This is a genomic window from Azospirillaceae bacterium (assembly GCA_028283825.1).
Classification (GTDB): Bacteria; Pseudomonadota; Alphaproteobacteria; order Azospirillales; family Azospirillaceae; genus Nitrospirillum.
In genome coordinates this window covers 2,303,258-2,323,498 of record JAPWJW010000003.1, presented here as the reverse complement: position 1 = coordinate 2,323,498, position 20,241 = coordinate 2,303,258, and the positions used below count along the sequence as shown (strand labels likewise).

Annotated in this window: 25 protein-coding genes; 15 read left to right on the top strand and 10 right to left on the bottom strand. The window is 68.6% G+C overall.

The annotated features are described in order from the left end of the window. The first annotated feature begins 89 nt into the window (after positions 1–89). The 4 genes from PW843_22695 (at position 90) to PW843_22680 (ending at position 2,299) form a co-directional block, all read left to right on the top strand. Positions 90–1,082 carry an NAD(P)-dependent glycerol-3-phosphate dehydrogenase gene (locus PW843_22695; protein MDE1149373.1) on the top strand — a complete coding sequence of 331 codons (993 nt, stop codon included), beginning with the start codon at positions 90–92 and terminating at the stop codon, positions 1,080–1,082. A gap of 32 nt (positions 1,083–1,114) precedes the next feature. Further along, complete coding sequence (locus PW843_22690) at positions 1,115–1,399, top strand: YciI family protein (GenBank protein ID MDE1149372.1); 285 nt, start codon at positions 1,115–1,117, stop codon at positions 1,397–1,399. A gap of 142 nt (positions 1,400–1,541) precedes the next feature. After that, on the top strand, positions 1,542–1,955 hold the full coding sequence (locus PW843_22685; protein ID MDE1149371.1) for an EVE domain-containing protein: 414 nt from the start codon (positions 1,542–1,544) through the stop codon (positions 1,953–1,955). Then, a complete protein-coding gene (locus PW843_22680; GenBank protein ID MDE1149370.1) occupies positions 1,955–2,299 on the top strand; it encodes a Rieske (2Fe-2S) protein in 345 nt (114 codons plus the stop codon). Before PW843_22685 ends, PW843_22680 begins: the two co-directional genes overlap by 1 nt. A gap of 8 nt (positions 2,300–2,307) precedes the next feature. Here PW843_22680 and PW843_22675 read toward each other — a convergent pair whose 3' ends face one another. Next, complete coding sequence (locus PW843_22675; GenBank protein ID MDE1149369.1) at positions 2,308–2,661, bottom strand: hypothetical protein; 354 nt, start codon at positions 2,659–2,661, stop codon at positions 2,308–2,310. 533 nt (positions 2,662–3,194) lie between these two features. Here PW843_22675 and acs point away from each other — a divergent pair. Then, complete coding sequence (gene acs / locus PW843_22670) at positions 3,195–5,135, top strand: acetate--CoA ligase (protein MDE1149368.1); 1,941 nt, start codon at positions 3,195–3,197, stop codon at positions 5,133–5,135. Between the two features lie 213 nt (positions 5,136–5,348). On the opposite strand, the gene PW843_22665 is transcribed toward acs, so the two are convergent. The 5 genes from PW843_22665 to PW843_22645 all read right to left on the bottom strand — a co-directional run bounded on the left by PW843_22665 (position 5,349) and on the right by PW843_22645 (position 7,693). Beyond that, a complete protein-coding gene (locus PW843_22665; GenBank protein MDE1149367.1) occupies positions 5,349–5,858 on the bottom strand; it encodes an MmcB family DNA repair protein in 510 nt (169 codons plus the stop codon). 5 nt (positions 5,859–5,863) lie between these two features. After that, positions 5,864–6,358 (bottom strand): hypothetical protein, encoded by a 495-nt coding sequence (locus PW843_22660; protein ID MDE1149366.1) that lies wholly within the window; start codon positions 6,356–6,358, stop codon positions 5,864–5,866. Next, positions 6,358–6,918: a hypothetical protein gene (locus PW843_22655; protein MDE1149365.1), complete on the bottom strand. Its 561-nt coding sequence runs from the start codon at positions 6,916–6,918 to the stop codon at positions 6,358–6,360. Before PW843_22655 ends, PW843_22660 begins: the two co-directional genes overlap by 1 nt. A gap of 110 nt (positions 6,919–7,028) precedes the next feature. After that, complete coding sequence (locus PW843_22650; GenBank protein ID MDE1149364.1) at positions 7,029–7,343, bottom strand: hypothetical protein; 315 nt, start codon at positions 7,341–7,343, stop codon at positions 7,029–7,031. Between the two features lie 164 nt (positions 7,344–7,507). Next, positions 7,508–7,693 (bottom strand): zinc-finger domain-containing protein, encoded by a 186-nt coding sequence (locus tag PW843_22645; protein ID MDE1149363.1) that lies wholly within the window; start codon positions 7,691–7,693, stop codon positions 7,508–7,510. 294 nt (positions 7,694–7,987) lie between these two features. Between PW843_22645 and PW843_22640 the strand changes: the two genes are divergently transcribed. From PW843_22640 to PW843_22620, 5 genes are all read left to right on the top strand, one after another. Continuing rightward, on the top strand, positions 7,988–8,995 hold the full coding sequence (locus PW843_22640) for an ABC transporter ATP-binding protein (protein ID MDE1149362.1): 1,008 nt from the start codon (positions 7,988–7,990) through the stop codon (positions 8,993–8,995). Between the two features lie 100 nt (positions 8,996–9,095). After that, positions 9,096–10,085: an alpha/beta fold hydrolase gene (locus PW843_22635; protein ID MDE1149361.1), complete on the top strand. Its 990-nt coding sequence runs from the start codon at positions 9,096–9,098 to the stop codon at positions 10,083–10,085. Then, positions 10,082–10,939, top strand: coding sequence for a ChbG/HpnK family deacetylase (locus PW843_22630; protein MDE1149360.1), 858 nt, complete (start codon positions 10,082–10,084; stop codon positions 10,937–10,939). The genes PW843_22635 and PW843_22630 overlap by 4 nt, the downstream gene beginning before the upstream one ends. A 67-nt stretch (positions 10,940–11,006) precedes the next feature. After that, complete coding sequence (locus tag PW843_22625) at positions 11,007–11,786, top strand: RNA methyltransferase (GenBank protein MDE1149359.1); 780 nt, start codon at positions 11,007–11,009, stop codon at positions 11,784–11,786. A gap of 13 nt (positions 11,787–11,799) precedes the next feature. Further along, positions 11,800–12,390: an rRNA large subunit pseudouridine synthase E gene (locus tag PW843_22620; GenBank protein ID MDE1149358.1), complete on the top strand. Its 591-nt coding sequence runs from the start codon at positions 11,800–11,802 to the stop codon at positions 12,388–12,390. Here the strand turns inward: PW843_22620 and PW843_22615 are convergent. The 4 genes from PW843_22615 to PW843_22600 all read right to left on the bottom strand — a co-directional run bounded on the left by PW843_22615 (position 12,365) and on the right by PW843_22600 (position 15,640). Next, positions 12,365–13,390, bottom strand: a complete 1,026-nt coding sequence (locus tag PW843_22615) for an OmpA family protein (GenBank protein MDE1149357.1) — start codon at positions 13,388–13,390, stop codon at positions 12,365–12,367. The two genes, PW843_22620 and PW843_22615, sit on opposite strands and share 26 nt — an antisense overlap. Further along, positions 13,380–14,162 carry a MotA/TolQ/ExbB proton channel family protein gene (locus PW843_22610; protein MDE1149356.1) on the bottom strand — a complete coding sequence of 261 codons (783 nt, stop codon included), beginning with the start codon at positions 14,160–14,162 and terminating at the stop codon, positions 13,380–13,382. The genes PW843_22615 and PW843_22610 overlap by 11 nt, the downstream gene beginning before the upstream one ends. A 227-nt stretch (positions 14,163–14,389) precedes the next feature. Beyond that, positions 14,390–14,845 carry a hypothetical protein gene (locus tag PW843_22605; GenBank protein ID MDE1149355.1) on the bottom strand — a complete coding sequence of 152 codons (456 nt, stop codon included), beginning with the start codon at positions 14,843–14,845 and terminating at the stop codon, positions 14,390–14,392. Positions 14,846–15,163: 318 nt separating this feature from the next. Beyond that, positions 15,164–15,640: a hypothetical protein gene (locus PW843_22600; protein ID MDE1149354.1), complete on the bottom strand. Its 477-nt coding sequence runs from the start codon at positions 15,638–15,640 to the stop codon at positions 15,164–15,166. A gap of 498 nt (positions 15,641–16,138) precedes the next feature. Here PW843_22600 and PW843_22595 point away from each other — a divergent pair, with 498 nt between their 5' ends. The 5 genes from PW843_22595 to deoA all read left to right on the top strand — a co-directional run bounded on the left by PW843_22595 (position 16,139) and on the right by deoA (position 20,196). Next, positions 16,139–16,528, top strand: coding sequence for a response regulator (locus PW843_22595; protein MDE1149353.1), 390 nt, complete (start codon positions 16,139–16,141; stop codon positions 16,526–16,528). 6 nt (positions 16,529–16,534) lie between these two features. After that, the gene (locus PW843_22590; GenBank protein MDE1149352.1) at positions 16,535–17,374 is read left to right on the top strand and encodes a protein phosphatase CheZ; all 840 of its coding nucleotides are present in this window, start codon (positions 16,535–16,537) and stop codon (positions 17,372–17,374) included. A 186-nt stretch (positions 17,375–17,560) separates the two neighbouring features. Beyond that, positions 17,561–18,019 carry a cytidine deaminase gene (gene cdd, locus PW843_22585; protein ID MDE1149351.1) on the top strand — a complete coding sequence of 153 codons (459 nt, stop codon included), beginning with the start codon at positions 17,561–17,563 and terminating at the stop codon, positions 18,017–18,019. A gap of 9 nt (positions 18,020–18,028) precedes the next feature. Continuing rightward, positions 18,029–18,847, top strand: coding sequence for a deoxyribose-phosphate aldolase (gene deoC / locus PW843_22580; protein MDE1149350.1), 819 nt, complete (start codon positions 18,029–18,031; stop codon positions 18,845–18,847). A 26-nt stretch (positions 18,848–18,873) separates the two neighbouring features. Further along, positions 18,874–20,196, top strand: coding sequence for a thymidine phosphorylase (gene deoA / locus PW843_22575; protein MDE1149349.1), 1,323 nt, complete (start codon positions 18,874–18,876; stop codon positions 20,194–20,196). Positions 20,197–20,241: the final 45 nt, after the last annotated feature.

The window sequence follows — 20,241 nt, the reverse complement described above, 5'->3', positions numbered from 1 at the left end:
CGTCACCGGCCGACGGACGACCGTTGCGGACGCCGGGCCATCCGGGGTAAGCCCTAGCCAGACCTATGGATCGGGCCGGAGGAACGGGAATGCAGCGCATTGGTGTCATCGGGGCGGGCGCCTGGGGCACGGCGCTGGCCATGGCCGCCCGCCGGGCCGGCCGCGACGTGGTGCTGTGGGCGCGCGAGGCCGAGGTGGTGGCCGCCATCAACGGCGCGCACGAAAACACGCCCTTCCTGGCCGGCGTGCCCCTGGACCCCGCCATCCGCGCCACCGGCGACCTGGCCGAGGCCGTGCAGGCCGACGCAGTGCTGCTGGTCACCCCGGCGCAGCACATCCGCGCGACGACATCCAAGCTGGCCGCCCTGCTGGCGCCCGGCACGCCCGTCGTGCTGTGCGCCAAGGGCATCGAGATCGCCAGCGGCGGCCTGATGACCGAGGTGGCGGCGGCCGAATTGCCGGCCAACCCGCTTGCCGTGCTGTCCGGCCCCACCTTCGCGGCCGAGGTGGCGCGCGGCCAGCCCACCGCCGTCACCCTGGCCTGCCGCGACACCGCCCTGGGCGCCGGGCTGGCGCAGGCGCTGGGCAGCCGGACCTTCCGCCCCTACGTCAGCGATGACCTGGTGGGGGCGGAGATCGGCGGCGCGGTCAAGAACGTGCTGGCCATCGCCTGCGGCATCGTCGCCGGCCGCGACCTGGGCGACAACGCCCGCGCGGCATTGATCACCCGGGGATTGGCGGAGATCGCGCGCCTGGGCCAGGCCCTGGGCGGCAGGTCGGAAACCTTCATGGGCCTGTCCGGCCTGGGCGACCTGACGCTGACCTGCGGCAGCCTGCAGTCGCGCAACATGTCGCTGGGCCACGCCCTGGGCCAAGGCCAGCCCCTGGCCGACATCCTGGCCGGCCGCAATTCGGTGGCCGAGGGCGTCTACACGGCGGAGGCCGTGGTGCGCCTGGCCAAACGCCGGGGCGTGGACATGCCCATCTGCCAGGCGGTCGACGCCATCCTGAACCACGGTGCGGAGGTGGAGGCGACCATACAGTCGCTGCTGTCGCGCCCCTTGAAGACCGAGGGCGCCTGACGCCCCCTTCCCTGCAGAAACGGAGACATCCCATGCATTTCGCCATCGAATGCACCGACAAGCCCGGTAGCCTGGACCTGCGCGTCGCCACCCGCCCGGCCCATATCGAATACCTGGACAGCCAGGTGGCCCACATCGCCTGCGCCGGCCCCATCCTGGACGCCGAGGGCAAGAACCCCGTGGGCAGCCTGCTGGTGGTGGAGTTCCCCGACCTGGCCGCCGCCCAGGCCTTCGCCGACGCCGACCCGTATGCCGAGGCGGGTCTTTTCGCCAACGTAACGATCCGCCCCTTCCGCCTGGTCTACCCCAAGGCTTGATGCATATCTCAGGTCCGGAGCATCCGGACCGAAGGTCGGCGACCGCCGACTCCGGAGCGAGTACCGCAGGGCGCAGCGAGGATAGCCAAGCCGCCATCCGGCGGCGCCCGGCGACTGAGGCGAACAAAAAGGACCCTGCTTCATGGCCCACTGGTTGGTGAAATCGGAACCGTTCAAGTATTCCTGGGAAAAGTTCGTGGCGGACGGCCGCACCCATTGGGACGGCGTGCGCAACTATCAGGCCGCCAACAACCTGAAGGCCATGAAGGTGGGCGACCGCGCCTTCTTCTATCATTCCAACGAGGGGCTGGAGATCGTCGGCATCGCCGAGATCGTGCGCGAAGCCTACCCCGACCCGTCGGATGAAAGCGGCCGCTTCGTCATGGTGGATCTGAAGCCGGTGGTGCCAGTGAAAACGCCCCTGACCCTGAAGGACATCAAGGCCGACCCGGACCTGTCCACCATGGCCCTGGTGCGCCAGTCGCGCCTGTCCGTCTGCCCCATCACCGACGCCGAATGGGACCTGGCCTGCCAGCGCATGGGCGTCACGGCCTGATGACGATCCCCCATCCCCTCTGCCGCCTGGACGACATTCCCGACGGGCAGGCCAAGGGGATCAGCTGGGGTGTGGGCAGCGCGCGCGAGGATATCCTGGTGGTCCGGCGGGGCGATGCGGCCTACGGCTACCGCAACCGCTGCCCCCATGTCGGCACCAGCCTGGACTGGACGCCGGGCCAATTCATGAGCGCCGACGGCCGCCACCTGCACTGCGCCACCCACGGCGCGTTGTTCCGGGTGGAGGATGGGTTCTGCGTCCACGGCCCCTGCGCCGGGCGCAGCCTGTCAGCCGTGCCGGTACGCGTGCAGGACGGTGCCGTCCTGCTGGTTGAGCCTATTTAAGTGAAAACTCAGCGTCCGCCCTGGGCGGCGGAGCGGGTACGCATGGTGGCGGCGAAGTCTTCCGTCGCGGTGACCATGCGGCGGGCGATCACGCCCACCTCACGCGCCACGTCGGTCAGGGTGGCGGTCGGAATTTCCCCCGCCACTGCGGCCGACTGGGCCGTGCCGGCCTGGGTCATGCCGCCAACCGCAGTGCCATCCGCGGCCAGGTCGCTGGTGGCGGCCACGCTGGGCGTCCGGGTCACGGCCGGATGGGACAGGGCGCGCAACACGCTGTCGATCGCCATCAGGCTGGTGCGGCTGCTGATCTGGCTCAAGCGGCCGATCAGGTCCGATCCGTCCTGTCCAGCACCGGTGTCCATGACCATCCTCATCCGCGCGTCGCCGCCGGGGGCCAGCCCCCCGTTGTAAAGGCGAGGGCGTACCAATAACACAGGATGAACACAGGGCGCAGCACCGCCAATGGGGAAGGCGGCCGGAAAATACGATTTTCCGTGTGCGCTTTTCGCACTCCGGCCAAGGCTCTTTCGAGGGGGCGCCAAGGCCAGGTGATCCACATCATGGCGGACCGGCGGGCGGTGGCTTGAACTACTGGTCCGCCCCACGGTTGTTTTCCCAACCAGTGCGGGCGGAAAAGTCGGCAAACCCGTGAATTGCCGTGAATTTACCGCCTGGCGCAACGGCCCCGCGCTTGTGGAATACGGGGTCGCGAGGGATACTCCAAGGGCGCAAGCGATGGTGATCGTCGCGACGGCCCGGAGCAATAGTACCGGCAGGAGCGGCCCCCGTGGATGGAGGGCGGCCCGGCCGGAGCCGGAGGCACCGCCTGGATGGAAACCGTCCGGCGCGCCCCTCGGGCCCGCGACAACACATCAGGGAAGGAAACGAAGACCCCATGAGCAACAACACCCTGTTCCCCGTTCCCGAAGCGGTGGCCGCCGACGCCTGGGTCGATGCGACCAAGTACCAGCAGATGTACGACCGCTCCATCAGCGACCCGGATGGCTTCTGGGGCGAACACGGCAAGCGCCTGCACTGGATGACGCCCTACACCAAGGTGAAGAACACCAGCTTCACCGGCGACGTTTCCATCCGCTGGTTCGAGGACGGCGTGCTGAACGCCTGCGCCAACTGCGTGGATCGCCACCTGCCGGCCCGCGCCGACCAGACCGCCATCCTGTGGGAGGGCGACAGCCCGTCCGAACACAAGCACATCACCTATTCCGAGGTGTACGAGAACGTCACCCGCCTGGCCAACGTGCTGAAGGCGCGCGGCGTCAAGAAGGGCGACCGGGTCACCATCTACCTGCCCATGATCCCCGAGGCCGCCTACGCCATGCTGGCCTGCGCCCGCATCGGTGCCGTGCATTCCGTGGTGTTCGGCGGCTTTTCGCCCGACAGCCTGAAGGATCGCGTGCTGGACTGCGGCAGCACCGTGGTGATCACGGCGGATGAGGGCCTGCGCGGCGGCCGCAAGGTCGGCCTGAAGGTCAATGCCGACCAGGCGCTGAAGTCCTGCCCGGACGTGGACACCGTCATCGTCGTGCGCCGCACCGGTGGCGCCGTCGCCTGGGTGGAGGGCCGCGACGTCTGGTACCATGAGGCGGTCGCCGCCGCCTCCAACGATTGCCCGCCGGAGCCGATGAACGCGGAAGACCCGCTGTTCATCCTCTACACCTCCGGTTCCACCGGCAAGCCCAAGGGCGTGCTGCACACCACCGGCGGCTATCTGGTCTACGCCGCCATGACCCACCAGTACGTCTTCGACTATCACGAGGGTGACATCTACTGGTGCACGGCCGACGTAGGCTGGGTCACCGGCCATAGCTACATCCTGTACGGACCGCTGGCCAATGGCGCCATCACCCTGATGTTCGAGGGCGTGCCCAACTATCCGGACAGCGGCCGGTTCTGGGAGGTGATCGACAAGCACAAGGTCAACATTTTCTACACCGCCCCCACCGCCATCCGCGCCCTGATGCGTGAGGGCGAGGGCCCGGTGAAGCGCCACAGCCGCAAGAGCCTGCGCCTGCTGGGATCGGTGGGCGAACCCATCAACCCCGAGGCCTGGCTGTGGTACCACGCGGTGGTGGGCGATGATCGTTGCCCCATCGTCGACACCTGGTGGCAGACGGAAACGGGCGGCATCCTGATCACCCCCCTGCCCGGCGCCACCAACCTGAAGCCGGGATCGGCCACCCTGCCGTTCTTCGGGGTCAAGCCAATGATCGTCGATAACGACGGCCACCCGCTGGAAGGGGCGACGGAGGGCAACCTCTGCATCGCCGACAGCTGGCCCGGCCAGATGCGCACCGTGTTCGGCGACCATGAGCGCTTCAAGCAGACCTACTTCAGCACCTTCAAGGGCAAGTACTTCACCGGCGACGGCTGCCGCCGGGATGAGGACGGCTATTACTGGATCACCGGCCGCGTGGACGACGTCATCAACGTCTCCGGCCATCGCCTGGGCACGGCCGAGGTGGAAAGCGCGCTGGTGTCCCACCCCAAGGTGGCCGAGGCCGCCGTGGTGGGCTACCCGCACGACATCAAGGGCCAGGGCATCTACGCCTATGTGACGCTGAACGCCGGGGAGAACCCGACCGAGACGTTGCGCAAGGAACTGGTGGCCTGGGTGCGCAAGGAGATCGGGCCCATCGCCACGCCCGACCTGATCCAGTTCGCCTCGGGCCTGCCCAAGACCCGGTCGGGCAAGATCATGCGCCGCATCCTGCGCAAGATCGCCGCCAACGAGCATGAGGCGCTGGGCGACACCAGCACCCTGGCCGATCCCGCCGTGGTCACCGACCTGGTGGACAGCCGCATGAACCGCGGCTGAGCCAAGGTTCAGAGCAGTAACGAGAAGCCGGCCGGGGCGACCTGGCCGGCTTTTTTCATACCCCGCCCCCGCCTACAGCGGCGTGAGGTCTTGCCTCATGCCACTGTAGGCCGCGACTGCGGCCGCCGGAAAATTTCGGGGAGCGTTAGCGGACTGAAATTCGAGGACAAGCCCAGCCCGCGGATGCGGGCGCCCTGGCGTTTGAGGGACGGCTCAAAGAGCCGTCGGCCGTGGATCCTCCACCTGGTGCAGGCGTTGGAAGGCCTGCATGGCGACGCGCAGCAGCAGGGTCTTGCGCCGGGCGGCGTTCAGCTTGACCTCGGGCCCCTCGCGCAGGATTTCAGCGCCATAGCCGTCGGCGACGATCAGCCCGCACTCCTCGGGGATCAGTTCCTGGGGAAAATCCTCGCCCACGGCGAAATAGAAACGGTCGCAGAATTCCAGGTAGTCGCCCCATTTGTGGTCGGCGCGGAAATCGGCGACGGAGCTTTTGATCTCCACGATGGTGACGGTGCCGTCGCCGCTGAGCGCCAGGATGTCGGCGCGGCGGTTGTTGGCCAGCGGCACCTCCAGCATCGAACGCATGCCGCGGTGGACCAGCATGCGGCGCACCCCGCGCGCCAGCAGCAAGGCGCGTTCCATGCCGGGCCGCCCGAAGAAGGGGGGCACGGTGGCGGGAATGACGAAATCGGCCTCGGCACCGTCATCGGGCGGAAGGGTCATGGCGGTCAGCCCCGCTTGAACCGGTCCACCCGCTGGACACGGAAGCCCAGGCTGGCGGGAAAGCGCTGCTCGGCGCGGAAACGCGCGTCGCGGTCGGTGGCGGCCGCGAACAGGTAAAGGCGGGCGGCCCCGTCCATGTTCCCCCCGACGGCCACCTCCCACAGCCGGCCGTGCACCAGCACCGCCTTGTCCAGCAGGGTGATGCGGCGGCGCGGGGCGGCCTGCAGGGCACGCAGCCTGGCATCGATCTCCGTCCACGCCGCGCGCAGGGTTTCCAAGGCGCCTTCCAGGTCGCCCGCCTGCCGGGCGCTGCCGTCGGCGGCGGCCCGCGCCTGGGTGACGGCGGCATTGGCATGGCCCAATTCCTCCTCCAGCCGGGCCAGGCGGCGTTCCCGCGCCTGGCGGTCCTGATCGATGGCACGGGCCGACAGGATGAACTGGATCAGCGAATAGAGCAGCAGGGCGATCAGGCCCAGATTGGCCAGCAGGGCGCCCGACATCAGGAAACCGCCATCGGCGAGGGCACCGCCTGCCCGGCCGGGGCCTGGGGTTGCAGGACGGCGACGGTGAACCCGGCCTCCGCCGGGAAGGCCTGGCGGGCCAGGCGCAGCGCCTCCGTCGGGCTTTCGGCCCAGACCTCGACCGTATGCGGGCAGCCGCGCAGGATGCTGTGGGTGGTGGTGGTCTGGTTGACGGTCAGGGTCGGCCCCAGGGCCAGGGCGCCGGCGTAAAGGCGACGGCTGCCGCCGGCCTCGCCCACCTCATGGATCAGGTCGAAAGTGTCGGCCTGTGTCGCGGTGATGCGCCGCTGTGCCTCGGCCAACCGGTTCTCGATCATCCGCCGCTCCTCCTCCAGGTCACGGATGCGGGCCTCAAAGCGGGCATGGTCCTTGTCGGCCACATCCAGCGCGGCGCGGGCCTTGGCCACGCGTTCCTCAAGGGCCGCCACCGCGTTGCGCGCGGCGTAGAGCAGCATCTGCCGGAACAGCACCATGGCCACCATGCCGATGGCGCCCAACAGCGCCACGACGAACAGGCTGATGCTGAATTCCTCAAGCACGACCGCTCCCTTCAGGCCCACAGGGCTGACCGGATGATCCTATCAGCCCTGGCCAGCTTCCCCCAAGGAGAAGGGGCGATGCAAGCTAGGCGGTTGAATAGGAAATGTTTTCAGGCCGCACTACGGGCGTAGCCACGCCCTGCGATCTCCCCCAGGAAGGCACGGTCCACGGCGGGGAAGCACGACGGCATTTCCCGCTCGATCGCGTCCAGCAGGGCGCGGGCGATGGCTTGGCCGTTGACCTCGGCATACAGCAGGAACCAGGCGGCATAGGTGCGGCCCAGGCCATGGCCGCCCAGGATGGCGGCGCCAGCACCAGCCGGCATGGTCCAATAACCCTGGGCGCCGTCGCGCCGCGGCCCCACGAAGGGCAGCTTGGCCAAGGGCAGGCGGGAGGACGGGGAGGGGTGGAGATGGGGTGCCATGGCTACCGGGGACGAAACGACACCTGTCCAGCGATAGCGTCATCAGGAACAGGCGACTACTGCCCCTGGCATATAGCGGTGAACGGCGGCCCGCCAACCATGCGGAAGAACAGGCCCCGCGCGGGCGATTTCACGCCTCGCACGGGGGCCGCATTAACGCGTTTTTAATGGCCGTGTCCGCCGGCGGCCTTGCCGGCCTCGGACAGGATGTAGTGACGGCCGCAGTAGGGGCAGTCGATCTCGCCCTTCTTTTCCATGGTCAGGTAGACCAGCGGATGGCCCAGGGCGCCGCCGCCCCCATCGCACCCGACGGACGGGGTATCGACATAGATCGTCTCAATCGGCTGCATGGCCTTGGCTTCCCATAATTAAGGTCCGGGGCGGGCATGCGGGCCCGCCGACGCCCGGATCATAACCAAGCGCGCCGCCGGATCAACCGCCCGCGTGACAAGGGGACGTGGAAACCGCGTCATGCGGGCCCCTGTCAGGCGACCCGAATGGTCGGCGGAGGGTGTGACGGCCGTTGTTGACCCTGGGGTATCGCGGGTGTACCCCGTAATGCGCCCGAAGAAAGCTTGAAACCGGCTGCGTCCGGCGGCTTTCCTTGAAGTTCCAAGACGCCCCTGATGGACCGCACCGATCCCATGCCCGATACGCGCGCGCCCGATTCCCGGCCCCATTCCAGCACGCCTGCCGAAAACCAGCCCGACCTGGCGGTGGAACTGCGCGGCCTGACCAAGACCTACAAGGCCACGGGCAAGGCGCCGGCCAAGCTGGCGCTGAAGGGTATCGACCTGGCCATCCCGCGCGGTTCCGTCTACGGCCTGCTGGGCCCCAACGGCGCCGGCAAGTCCACCATGATCAACATCCTGGCGGGCCTGGTGACCAAGAGCGGCGGCACCGCCAAGATCTGGGGCATCGACATCGACCAGGATGCCCGGGCCGCCCGCGCCGCCATCGGCGTGGTGCCCCAGGAACTGAACATGGACCCCTTCTTCACGCCCCGGGAACTGCTGGACCTGCAGGCCGGCCTCTATGGCGTGCCCAAGGCGGAACGCCAGACCGACCGCCTGCTGGAAGCGGTGGGCCTGAAGGACAAGGCCAACGCCTACGCCCGCACCCTGTCGGGCGGCATGCGCCGCCGCCTGATGGTGGCCAAGGCCATGGTGCACACCCCGCCGGTGCTGGTGCTGGACGAACCCACCGCCGGCGTGGACGTGGAACTGCGCCAATCCTTGTGGGCCCATGTGCGCGAACTGAACCGCGCCGGCACCACCGTGGTCCTAACCACCCACTACCTGGAAGAAGCCCAGGAACTGTGTGATTACATCGCCATCGTCAACCATGGCCAGGTGGTGGCCTGCGACAGCACCGACAAGCTGCTGCGCACCCTGGACCGCAAGGATCTGGTGGCGGTAGTGGACCGTGACCTGGAGGCGGTGCCCGACACCCTGTCGGCCTTCGATGTCACCCTGAAGGGCCGGCAACTGACGGTGCAGTACCCGCCCAGCCGGGTGAAGGTGGGCGAGGTGCTGAACGCCATCGCCGCCGCCGGCCTGACCATCGTCGATCTCAGCACCAAGGAATCGGACCTGGAGGACATCTTCCTTCAGCTGACCCGCGCGCCCGCCAGCCCTGATGGCCAGCACTGAGGCCCCCGACGCACAGTCCGGAACAATTGATCATGCGGGGCCGGGAAATCGATGGCCCCGCCGGCTGTTGTTGTCCCTGCTGTGCCTGGCAGCGCCGTTGATGACATCGCTGAGCGCCTGCGTCCCCACCGGGCGGATCAACGCGCCGCTGGTGGCGGTGACGCCGGTGCTGACCGACCGGGGTTTCACCGCCCGCGACGGCGTCAAGCTGCCCACCCAGTCCTGGCTGCCGGCCGACGGCGTCCCCCCGCGCGCCGTCATCCTGGCGCTGCACGGCTTCAACGACTACGCCAATTCCTATGACGCGCCGGGCCGCTGGTGGGCGGAAAACGGTGTCGCCACCTATGCCTATGACCAGCGTGGTTTCGGCCGCAACCCCAACCCCGGCGTCTGGGCCGGCGGCGACATCATGGTGCGCGACCTGTGGGACACGGCCGCGGCGTTGCACGCCCGCTATCCCGACACGCCCCTGTTCCTGACGGGGGAAAGCATGGGCGGGGCGGTGATCCTGTCGGCGTTGGCGGGGCATGATCTGCCCACGGGCTTCAAGGGCGCCATCCTGACCGCCCCCGCCGTCTGGTCGCGCGGCACCATGCCCTTCTACCAGCGCTGGGCCCTGGCGGTCGCCAGCTGGACGGTGCCGTGGCTGGCCGTCAGCCCGCCGCGCGGCCTGGTGCACGTGCAGGCGTCGGACAACATCCCCATGATGATCGCCCTGGGCCGCGACCCCCTGGTCGTCAAGGAAACGCGGATCGACAGCCTGCGGGGCCTGACCGACCTGATGGACACGGCCATGGCGGCCACCCCCAGTTTCCGGGTGACGTCGCTGGTGATGTATGGCCAGCATGAGCAACTGATCCCGCGGGAGCCCATGACCAAGGCCCTGGCCCATCTGCCGGACCTGAGCCAGGGGGGACCGCGCATCGCCTTCTATCCCACGGCCTGGCACATGATGCTGCGCGACATCCACGCCCAGACGGTCTGGCAGGACATCCTGGCCTGGATCACCGACACATCCGCCCCCCTGCCCAGCGGCATGGACCTGAACCCGGAGATCCCCAAGCTGCTGGCCGAGGGACGCCGCCCATGACCGCCACCATCGTGCTGAACGCTGACGACTATGGTCTGTCGCCGGGAGTTTCCCAGGGCATCCTGGACCTGATCCGCCAGGGCCGCCTGTCGGGCACCAGTTGCATGACGGCGACCGCCTTCTGGCCGGACCACGCCCCCTGGCTGGCGGAGGTGGCGGACCAGGCCGACATCGGCCTGCACCTGACCCTGACCGACCAGCAGCCGGCCGGCCCCTGCCGGGTCCTGGCCCCCACCGGCCGTTTCGGCAGCGTGGGCGACCTGATGGCCCGGTCCCTGACCGGCCGCCTGATGGGGCCGGGGGCCCAAGCCGACATCAAGGCGGAGATCGACCGCCAGCTGGCGCTGTTCGAACGCCACATGGGCCGCCCGCCCGCCCATGTCGACGGGCACCAGCACGTCCACCTGCTGCCGGGCGTGCGCGGCCTGCTGCTGGACACCATCGCCCGGCGCTATCCCAGGGGCAGCGTCTATGTCCGCGACTGTTCCGAACCGCTGACCGCCATCCTGGCTCGGGGCGTGGACAGCGCCAAAACCCTGATCATCGCCACCCTGGCCTGGGGCCTGCGGGCAGAGGCGGCGCGGCGCGGCATTCCCACCAACCGGGGTTTCCGCGGCGTGTATGATTTCGGACCCACCCGCGACTTCCCGGCCCTGATGGCCAAGTTCCTGAGCCCTGCCCGCGACCGCACGCTGATCATGGTGCACCCGGCCCTGCCCGACGATGTGCTGGCAGGATTGGACCCGGTGGTGACCAGCCGCCAGGTGGAACAGGCCTATCTGGCCGGCGGCGCCTTCGCCGATTTGCTGGAGCGCACGGGCGTGCGGCTGGGACGGCTGCACGAAAGCGATTGACGGTCCGCGGGCTGCCGCGCTTCATGCGCCCCCATCACCACCCGCTTTCCGCATGAGGATCCCAGGGATGCCGGACCCCCACAGCGCCGCCGCCGGCGACAGCACCCGCCGCAAGCCCTTTCGCATCCTGGGCCTGCCAGCCGTGTCCGCCCTGTTCGCCCAGGATCCGGACCGGGTGGAGCGGCTGTTCTTCGATGATCGCATGAAGGAAAAGGTGGGCGCCTACTGCTCCACCCTGGCGCAGGCGCGCAAGGTCTACCGCCTGCTGCCGCCTGAGGAGATGGAGAAGGTGGCGGGCACGCCCCTGCACGGCGGCGTGGTGGCGGTGGCGGCGGCGCGGCCCGTCCTGCCCTTCGACCTGGACGCGGCCCAGGGATGGGCGGCGGCGCGTGAGCCGCTGATGATCCTGGACGGCGTCGGCAACCCGCACAATCTGGGCGCCATCGTCCGCACCTGCGCCTTCTTCGGCATCAACCGCCTGGTGCTGTCCGACCATGCCGAACAGGCCCTGCCGTCGGAAGCGGCGTATCGCGTGGCCGAGGGCGGGTTCGAGTATGTGACCCTGTACCAGATGGCGCGTTTCGTCCCCAGCCTGCGGCACCTGCGCCAGCATTACCGCATCGTCGGCACCGCCCTGGGCGACCATCCCGACCCGGCCGTCGTGCTGTCGCAAGCCGGCGCCAAGCCGGCCGCCCTGATCCTGGGGAACGAGGAAGTGGGCCTGCCCGCCATGACCGTGCAGGCGTGCAGCCAGCTGGTCACCCTGAAGGGCAGCGGCCAGGTGCAGTCGCTGAACGTCTCGGCCACCGCCGCCATCCTGGTGCACGCCCTGGCCCAGCGGGCGTGAGGCGCGCGTCCCCATGTCCCGGCTGATCCTGTTCAACAAGCCCTACGACGTGCTGTCGCAATTCAGCGATGGTGAAGGCCGGGCCACGGTGAAGGACTTCGTCGATGTGCCCGGCGTCTATCCCGCCGGGCGGCTGGACCGCGACAGCGAAGGCCTGCTGATCCTGAGCGATGACGGCCCCCTCATCCATCGCATCGCCGATCCCAAGCACAAGCAGCCCAAGACCTATTGGGCGCAGGTGGAGGGTGTGCCGGATGAGGCGGCGCTGAACGCGTTGCGCCGGGGCGTCACCCTGAAGGACGGCCCGACCCTACCCGCCGGCGCCCGCCTGATGGAGGAGCCCGCGGCCCTATGGCCCCGCGACCCGCCCATCCGCTATCGCGCGGCCATCCCCACCCGCTGGATCGAACTGACCCTGCGGGAAGGGCGTAACCGCCAGGTCCGCCGCATGACGGCGGCGGTGGGATTCCCCACCCTGCGCCTGGTGCGCTGGGCCGTGGGCGACTGGACCCTGGACGGCATCGCGCCGGGAACGTGGCGCGAGGTACCGCTGCCGGCGTCCCCCCGCCCGCAGGCGCTCAAGGCGTCTCGACGATCAAGGTGACGCGGCGGTCGGCGGCGCGGTCGTGGTCGGGTGCCGCGGGGTCGGAACCGGCATCATGCGGCCGGGTATCGGCGTAGCCCACGGCGCGCAGGCGGTTGGCCGGCACGCCGTCGTTGATCAGCATGCGCACCACGGCGGCGGCGCGGGCGGCCGACAGTTCCCAATTGCTGGGGAAGCGCGCGGTGTTGATGGCGTTGCTGTCGGTGTGCCCCTCCACCGTCACCATGCCCTTCAGCGATTGCAGCATGGGCACCAGGCGGGACAGCAGCTTTTGCCCCTCATCGCCCAGATCGGCCCGGGCGGAGGCGAACAGCACCCGGTCCTTGATCTCGATCGACAGGCCCTTGCCGCGCGCCGTCACCTGAACGTCCGGCGGCAGATTCTGCGCCTCCAGATCCTGGGCCAGACGCTTGGCGGCGTCGGTCGCCTCTTCCGCCGGGGCGGCATCGGGCAGGCCGGATGGGGTATTGGCATCCGTGTCAGGGGGGGAGCCCAGGGGCACGTCATCCGCCGGCTTGACCGGCGGTGGCATGGGGGGGATGGGCGGAAAGGTCGGGCTGGAGACCGACGCCGCCGTGGGATCCTTGGCCATGTCGCGGGCCGGGGCGCCCACGGGATCTGCGCTCACGGCCACCCGACCGGCACCGGGCTCCGCCGCGTCATCCTTGCGGACCTTCAGGCGGCCGTTGAGGCCCAGGATGGCCACCATGCCCAGGAACACGATCATCAGCAGCGTGACCATGTCCATGTAGCTGATGACCCATTCCTCAGACTCCTCCGCCGGTTCGCCGGGCATGCGGCCGGGCACGGTGCCGTGCTGGCGGTCACCGGGCAGGCGGCCACTGCGTCCGCTGGGCCGCGTGCGTGTCGCCGGCTGGGCGAGGGACGGCGTCTGCTGGCCGCCCTGGGGGGGATTGGTCAGCACGACGCTGGCGCTGGAGAAGACGCGGGCCGTATGGCGCGGCTTGGGCGGCGGGTCATCAGTATCACTAGGCGCCACCCCAGTCCTCCTCCCGCGCGTCGCGCAGGTAGTGGTCCAGGCTGTCCTGGATGAGGGTGGGGGAACGGCCGAGGTGGGTCAGCACGACCCCCTCCAGCAGCACGTTCAGCAGGGCGACACGGCGGCCGGTGCGCTGTTCCAGCTTGATGGCGATGGGCTTGAACACCAGGTTGGCCAGAATCAGGCCGTACAGCGTGGCCAGCATCGCCACCGCCATGCTGCCGCCGATCAGGCCGATGTCGCCCTCGCCCAGATGCTTCAGCATGCCGACCATGCCGGCCAGCGTGCCCAGCAGGCCGAAGGCGGGGGAGAATGTCGCCAGCGTGCGGAAGAAGCGCGACTGGCCGGCCTCAAGCTCCATCTGTTTCTGGATGCGCCAGTTCATCACCTGCAGCAGGTCCTCCAGCGGCTGGCCGTCCACCACCATCTGCAGGCCCAGCCGCAGGAAGGGATGGCCCACGCGTTGCGCCCGTTCGTCCGCCGCCTGGATGCGCTTTTCATGCAGGTGGCGCGCGACCTCCAGCAATTCGGCCACGTCGGTGTGGATGCTGTCGCGGTCGCGCACGATGCCGACCAGGGCGCCCAGGGCCGCGCGGATCTCATCACCGCGAAAGGCCAGCAGGGCGACGCAGACGACGCCGCCCAGCACGATCACCAGGCCCTCGGGATTGACGTAGAAGCGCCAGTTGCCCCCCGACGCCACCACGAACCACAGCAGGGCCACCGTGGCGACCACCCCCACCAGCGTCGTGCCGATGAGGCGGGAGGTCACGCCACCACCCCGGGGGCCCGGTGCCGCTGGCTGAGGGCCGCCCGGGGTGCCCGAACCCGTCGGACCTGGTCTGCGCACCGGTCGTGCGCCGCGTTCGTTCAAAGTCACCCTCAAGCCCCTAACGCTTGGCCCCGGCAATACCGTTGAGAGTAACCGAGAGGCCGATGGGAATACACCCCGGTTAAAAGATCAGGTTCTTGAAGCCCTTAACGAACTGTTTCCCGTGCTCACTTGCCCTGGATGGTGACGGTCAGGGTGTCGCTGTAGCTGCCGGCGATGGCCTGAGCGTTGGCGGGGACGGTGACGGCGATGGTGGCCTGCTTGCCGAACTGGGCGGAGGAACGGCTGACGTTGACGGTGCCGGTGGCGGACTGGCCGTCGTAGATGGTGGTGTAGCTGACCGGCTGGGCGCCGTTGGCGCTGGACTTCAGGCTGCCGCCGTTGGCCGAGGTCACCGTGATGGTGTAGCCCGCACCATCGTTGCAGGTCTCGACCACCGCGCCGACGGTGATGTTGCTGGAGCCCGACAGGATGTTGAGGCTGGCGTTGTTGTCGGTGACGGCCACGCTGCACGACAGCGCCACGGTGCCGCTGAGCTTCACGCTGCCGGAGGTGTCGGCCAAGGCCGGGGCGGCGGCGAAAGCGGCGAGGACAACGGCGGCGGCGGCGATGCGGCGGATCATGGCGAAAGTTCCTATCGGTTCGGTGGGCTTGTTGCCCGGCTATTTGATACTTTCGATATAAGCAATTCGGGTGCCAGTGCCGGCCCCATGCGGGGAACTTCATCCAAGTAACTGGAATAACTCATGATTTTAGAATCTGACTCCGCCCGATCGGGAAGGGACGCCCGCCACCCATGGCGTTTCGCAATATCCCTCAGAAAATAAATTCAACAGAATCAATGCATTACAAGATGCATTCAGCCACGGGCCGGACAGCACAAAGGGGCGGCCCCGGCTGGGACCGCCCCTTCGCGAACGCTACCGAACCGATGCGGCGGCTTACTTGCCGGCGATGGTGACCGTCAGGGTGTCGGCGTAGCTGCCGGCAATGGCCTGGGCGCTGGCCGGGACCGTCACGTACATGGCGGCGGTCTTGGCGAACTGCGCGCCCGACCGGGTGACCGTGAAGCTGGAGCCGGAGCCGTTGGTGCCGTCGTAGGTGGTGGTGTAGTTGATGGCCTGGGCGCCGGTGGCCGAGGACTTCAGCGCGCCGTTGTTGGCGGAGGCCACCGTGATGGTGTAGCCGGCACCGTCGTTGCAGTTCTCAACCACCGAACCGACCTGCACGTTGCTGGAGCCGGCCAGGATGTTCAGCGTGGCATTGCTGTCGGTGACGGCCACGGTGCAGGTCAGCGCCACGGTGCTGTTCAGCTGCACGGTACCCGAGGTGCCGGTGGTGGCGGCGAAGGACGGGGCGGCGGCGAAAGCGGCGAAGACAACGGCGGCAGTGGCGGCGACGGCGATGCGGCGGATCATGACGTGAATTCCTATCGGTTCGGGTGGGCTTGCTGCCCAGGTTGGTTCATGCCGGAATAGAAGCATCCACCGTGCCAATTGACTCGGCATTGTGCACCGAAGCCAAAATTTGTATTTAATTTCAAATGCATAACCACAATCTCCGCCGGCGGTGTCGGTCTACGCCATTCGCTATAGGCCGACGGAAGTACACCTATCGACGCATCCCGCATCACATCCTTAGGTTAGGTTGCTTGCCATAGGCATTGCATAACGCAAACACCCTGGAAATCCGGGCCCTTGCCGGGGAAGCCTTTGGCGGCACACCTTCTTTCGATGCTCCCCATACGGGTGGGTGGTGGGCGGACGAACCAGTTCATGGTAGGGTCTCGCGCGAAATCATTCGAAAAGCTGCCCTGCGAGCGATTCGTCGCCCCAAGGCGGCTTTTTGTTCATCTCCTTTTAATAACCACTCCTCAATATTAACCCGAGCCCTAGTACCCCTGGAGACACGTCCCTATGGCCAAGGCCTCTGCTACCTCCGTTCTCGTCGTCGACGATTACGCCACCATGCGCCGCATCGTGCGCAACCTGCTGACCCAGATCGGCTTCACCAATATCGAAGAGGCGGCCGATGGCGCCGAGGCCCTGGGCAAGCTGCGCGCCGCCCCGGTGGGCCTGGTCATCTCCGACTGGAACATGGAGCCGATGACCGGCCTGCAGTTGCTGAAGGAAGTGCGCGCCGACGTGCGCCTGAAGGGCACGCCCTTCATCATGGTGACGGCCGAATCCAAGACCGAGAACGTCGTTGCCGCCAAGGAAGCCGGCGTCAACAACTACATCGTGAAGCCGTTCAACGCCGAAACGCTGAAGAAGAAGATCGAGAGCGTCCTCGGCACGCTGGAGTAACCCGCGATGGGTCAGAAGACGGGTGTGGCGCAAACGGCGGCCCTGACGGCCGCCGATTACACGGCCATTGAGACCGACCTGCTGCGCGATCCGCGGACCCGGGCCTTCCTGGAACGGCGCGACGCGCAGATGCGCAATGCCGGTGCCGCCGGCGGCACCGACCTGTTGGCGGTGCTGAAGGCTGAGGTCGGCAAGCTGCAGTCCATGAGCCATCAGTTGGCCGACGGCACCATCGCCGTCGCGGCCCAACATCCGCACATGCACATGATGCGGCATGAACTGCGCCAGCTGTCGTCGCACATCGAGCAGACGAAGCAGGAAATCGCCCAGATGGTGCCCAAGGATTCGGCCAACAGCCGCATCCTGGCCGCCACCTCGGAACTGGACGCCATCGTCACCGCGACGGAACGGGCGACCAGCGACATCCTGGGCGCCGCGGAGGCCATCCAGGCCACCACCGAACGCCTGGCCCGCACCGGCCACATCGAGGTTATCGAGATCGCCACCGAGATCGAGAACCACGTCATGTCCATCCTGATGGCCTGCAGTTTCCAGGACATCACCGGCCAGCGCACCACCAAGGTGGTGAACACCCTGCGGTATATCGAGCATCGCGTGGCGGCAATGATCGGCATCTGGGGGGTGGAGGGCAACGGCGACGCCATGATGTCGACCAAGCCCGGCGACACCCGGCCCGACGCCCACCTGCTGAACGGCCCGGCCCTGACCGACGTCAGCCAGGACAACATCGACGAGTTGTTCAACGCCACCGAGGTCAAGCCGGCGGAGCCGCCCAAGCCCACCGGCCCCAGCAGCCAGTCGGACATCGACGCCCTGTTCGATTAAGATGCGGGAATAGGCAAAAAAAGTCATTGAAAGCGGCCCGCAAGGGCCGCTTTCTTGTTTCTGGCCTTGCGGTTTCCGATCCTTCGGCACACCTTGTCATCTTGACCATTTGGTCAGGTTGCGGGGGCGGCCGGCGGCAGACGCACGTGTGAACCGCGCCTCTTTTCGCGTAGGAGACGTGACGACATGACCAGCCCCGCCCCCCCGCCCTCCCCGGCCCCCACCCCCGCCGTGCCCGAACTGTTCGCCGCCGCCGCCGCCGCGCGCGGCCACGCCCACGTGCCCTATTCCCGTTTCCAGGTGGGGGCCGCCATCCGCACGCCCGACGGCAGGGTCTTCGCCGGCTGCAACGTGGAGAACGCCGCATATCCCCAGGGCCAGTGCGCGGAGGCCAGCGCCATCGGCGCCATGGTGACGGCGGGCGCCAAGCGCATCGCGGAGATCGTCGTCATCGGCGGCCCGGCCGATCCGGCCGCCGACGCGTCCGGCCTGTGCACGCCCTGCGGCGGCTGCCGCCAGCGCCTGCGCGAATTCTCCGCCCCCGACACCCTGATCCACGTGGCGGGGCCGGAGGGGGTGCGCGCCACCTTCACCCTGGATCAGCTTCTGCCCTTCTCCTTCGGGCCGGACAACCTCAGCTTCTGAGCACGCGCCATGACCCTGACCATCAAACCTGAGGACGCCGAAGCCCACGCCGCCCTGGCGCGCCGGGCCCTGCCCCTGCTGGACCTGACCAGCCTGGGTGAAGGCGAGGATGAGGACACCGCCGCCGCCCTGTGCGCCCGCGCGCTCAGCCCGGCGGGATCCGTGGCCGCCGTCTGCCTGTGGCCATCCTTCATCCCGCAAGCCAGGGAACTGCTGGCCGGCAGCGGCGTGCGCATCGCCACGGTGGTGAATTTCCCCGGCGGCAGCCTGTCGCCGGAACGGGTGGCGGAACAGACCACCGCGGCCCTGGCCGACGGCGCCGATGAGATCGACGTGGTCATCCCCTATCACAGCATCATGCTGTACCCCAACAGCACCCAGCCGGACGAGGTGCTGGCCGCCACGCGCGAGGCGGCGGGCGATGCCGTGATGAAGGTCATCCTGGAAACCGGCAGCCTGGCCAAGCCCGTCTTCATCGAGCGGGCGGTGGAGATCGCGGTGCGCAACGGCGCCGATTTCCTGAAGACCTCCACCGGCAAGGTGCCGGTCGGCGCCACCCTGGGGGCGGCCCGCATCATGCTGGCCGCCTGTCGCGACAGCCTGGTGCCGGAAGACGGGGTGCTCAAACGCCCCGTCGGCTTCAAGGCGTCCGGCGGCATCCGCGACATCGACGGCGCCCGCGACTATCTGGCCCTGGCCGACCACATCTGCGGCCCTGGCTGGGTCAGCCCCGCCACCTTCCGCTTCGGCGCCTCCGGCCTGCTGGACGCCTTGCTGGCGGCCCTGGGGCAGGAAGCCGGCGCCACCGGCCGGCCCAGCACCTACTGACCTCTCCCGACGGATAACGGACATCCATGCTTCCCCAGGAAATCATACGCCAGAAGCGCGACGGCGGACGCCTCAGCGCCCAGAGCATCACCGACTTCGTGCATGGCCTGACCGACGGCCGCGTGACCGAGGGCCAGGCCGCCGCCTTCGCCATGGCCGTCTTCTTCCAGGGACTGGACATGGATGAGCGCGTGGCCCTGACCCGCGCCATGACGCATTCCGGCACGGTGATGGAATGGCGGTCGCAAGAACTGCCCGGCCCCATCCTGGACAAGCATTCCACCGGCGGCGTGGGCGACAAGGTCAGCCTGCTGCTGGCCCCGTTGGTCGCGGCCTGCGGTGGTTTCGTGCCCATGCTGTCCGGCCGCGGCCTGGGCCACACCGGCGGCACCTTCGACAAGATGGAAAGCATCCCCGGTTACGTCGTGCAGCCGAACCTGGAGAAGCTGCGCCATGTGGTGCGCGAGGTCGGCTGCGCCGTCATCGGCGCCACGGCCGACCTGGCGCCCGCCGACCGCCGCCTCTATTCCATCCGCGACGTGACGGCAACGGTGGAAAGCATCGACCTGATCACCGCCTCCATCCTGTCCAAGAAGCTGGCGGCCGGCCTGGACGGCCTGGTGATGGACGTGAAGTTCGGCAACGGCGCCTTCATGGCCAAGTATGAGGATGCCGAGGCGCTGGCCCGCAGCATCGCCACCGTGGCGCGGGGTGCCGGATTGCCCACCGTGTCGCTGCTGACCGACATGAACGAGGTGCTGGGCACCACCGCCGGCAACGCGGTGGAGGTGGCGGAATGCGTGGCCATCCTGCGTGGCGAGAAGCCCGACGCCCGCCTGTGGGAGGTCACCCGCGACCTGACGGCCGAACTGATCCTGCTGGGCGACCTGGCCGCCGATTTGGATGAGGCCCGTGCCAAGGTGGACCGGGCGCTGGCCGACGGCAGTGCGGCCGATCGCTTCGGCCGCATGGTGGCGGCCCTGGGCGGCCCGGCCGATTTCCTGGAACGCGCGGACAGGTATCTGATCCAGGGGCCGGTGGTGCGCGACATCCACGCCGAGGCCGAAGGGACCGTGACCGCCATCGACACCCGTGCCGTCGGCATCGCCGTGGTGGCCCTGGGCGGCGGCCGCACCCGCCCGCAGGATGGCGTGGACCACAGCGTGGGCTTCACCGACATCGCCGGACTGGGCGCCGCGGTGGGCCCCGGTGGCCGGCCGCTCGCCCGCGTCTATGCCGCGACCGAAGCCGATGCCGCCGCCGCCGTGGCGGCCCTGCGCCGGGCCGTCACCGTGGGCGCCGGTCCGGCCAGCCACGGCCCGGTGGTGGCCGACCGTATCACCGGCTAAGACCGGGGGCATGAGACGACGTCTCGTACCCCTGACAATCTGGAT

Excerpts from the sequence above, each read along its gene's own strand:
- PW843_22595 (MDE1149353.1), top strand. The coding sequence starts at position 16,139 with ATGGCCAAGGCCTCTGCTACCTCCGTTCTCGTCGTCGACGATTACGCC.
- PW843_22685 (MDE1149371.1), top strand. The coding sequence starts at position 1,542 with ATGGCCCACTGGTTGGTGAAATCGGAACCGTTCAAGTATTCCTGGGAA.
- PW843_22690 (MDE1149372.1), top strand. The coding sequence starts at position 1,115 with ATGCATTTCGCCATCGAATGCACCGACAAGCCCGGTAGCCTGGACCTG.
- PW843_22665 (MDE1149367.1), bottom strand. The coding sequence starts at position 5,858 with ATGACCCTTCCGCCCGATGACGGTGCCGAGGCCGATTTCGTCATTCCC.
- PW843_22695 (MDE1149373.1), top strand. The coding sequence starts at position 90 with ATGCAGCGCATTGGTGTCATCGGGGCGGGCGCCTGGGGCACGGCGCTG.
- PW843_22640 (MDE1149362.1), top strand. The coding sequence starts at position 7,988 with ATGCCCGATACGCGCGCGCCCGATTCCCGGCCCCATTCCAGCACGCCT.
- PW843_22605 (MDE1149355.1), bottom strand. The coding sequence starts at position 14,845 with ATGATCCGCCGCATCGCCGCCGCCGCCGTTGTCCTCGCCGCTTTCGCC.
- PW843_22675 (MDE1149369.1), bottom strand. The coding sequence starts at position 2,661 with ATGGACACCGGTGCTGGACAGGACGGATCGGACCTGATCGGCCGCTTG.
- PW843_22660 (MDE1149366.1), bottom strand. The coding sequence starts at position 6,358 with ATGTCGGGCGCCCTGCTGGCCAATCTGGGCCTGATCGCCCTGCTGCTC.
- deoA (MDE1149349.1), top strand. The coding sequence starts at position 18,874 with ATGCTTCCCCAGGAAATCATACGCCAGAAGCGCGACGGCGGACGCCTC.
- cdd (MDE1149351.1), top strand. The coding sequence starts at position 17,561 with ATGACCAGCCCCGCCCCCCCGCCCTCCCCGGCCCCCACCCCCGCCGTG.
- PW843_22590 (MDE1149352.1), top strand. The coding sequence starts at position 16,535 with ATGGGTCAGAAGACGGGTGTGGCGCAAACGGCGGCCCTGACGGCCGCC.
- PW843_22680 (MDE1149370.1), top strand. The coding sequence starts at position 1,955 with ATGACGATCCCCCATCCCCTCTGCCGCCTGGACGACATTCCCGACGGG.
- PW843_22620 (MDE1149358.1), top strand. The coding sequence starts at position 11,800 with ATGTCCCGGCTGATCCTGTTCAACAAGCCCTACGACGTGCTGTCGCAA.
- deoC (MDE1149350.1), top strand. The coding sequence starts at position 18,029 with ATGACCCTGACCATCAAACCTGAGGACGCCGAAGCCCACGCCGCCCTG.
- PW843_22600 (MDE1149354.1), bottom strand. The coding sequence starts at position 15,640 with ATGATCCGCCGCATCGCCGTCGCCGCCACTGCCGCCGTTGTCTTCGCC.
- PW843_22630 (MDE1149360.1), top strand. The coding sequence starts at position 10,082 with ATGACCGCCACCATCGTGCTGAACGCTGACGACTATGGTCTGTCGCCG.
- PW843_22635 (MDE1149361.1), top strand. The coding sequence starts at position 9,096 with ATGACATCGCTGAGCGCCTGCGTCCCCACCGGGCGGATCAACGCGCCG.
- PW843_22645 (MDE1149363.1), bottom strand. The coding sequence starts at position 7,693 with ATGCAGCCGATTGAGACGATCTATGTCGATACCCCGTCCGTCGGGTGC.
- acs (MDE1149368.1), top strand. The coding sequence starts at position 3,195 with ATGAGCAACAACACCCTGTTCCCCGTTCCCGAAGCGGTGGCCGCCGAC.
- PW843_22625 (MDE1149359.1), top strand. The coding sequence starts at position 11,007 with ATGCCGGACCCCCACAGCGCCGCCGCCGGCGACAGCACCCGCCGCAAG.
- PW843_22650 (MDE1149364.1), bottom strand. The coding sequence starts at position 7,343 with ATGGCACCCCATCTCCACCCCTCCCCGTCCTCCCGCCTGCCCTTGGCC.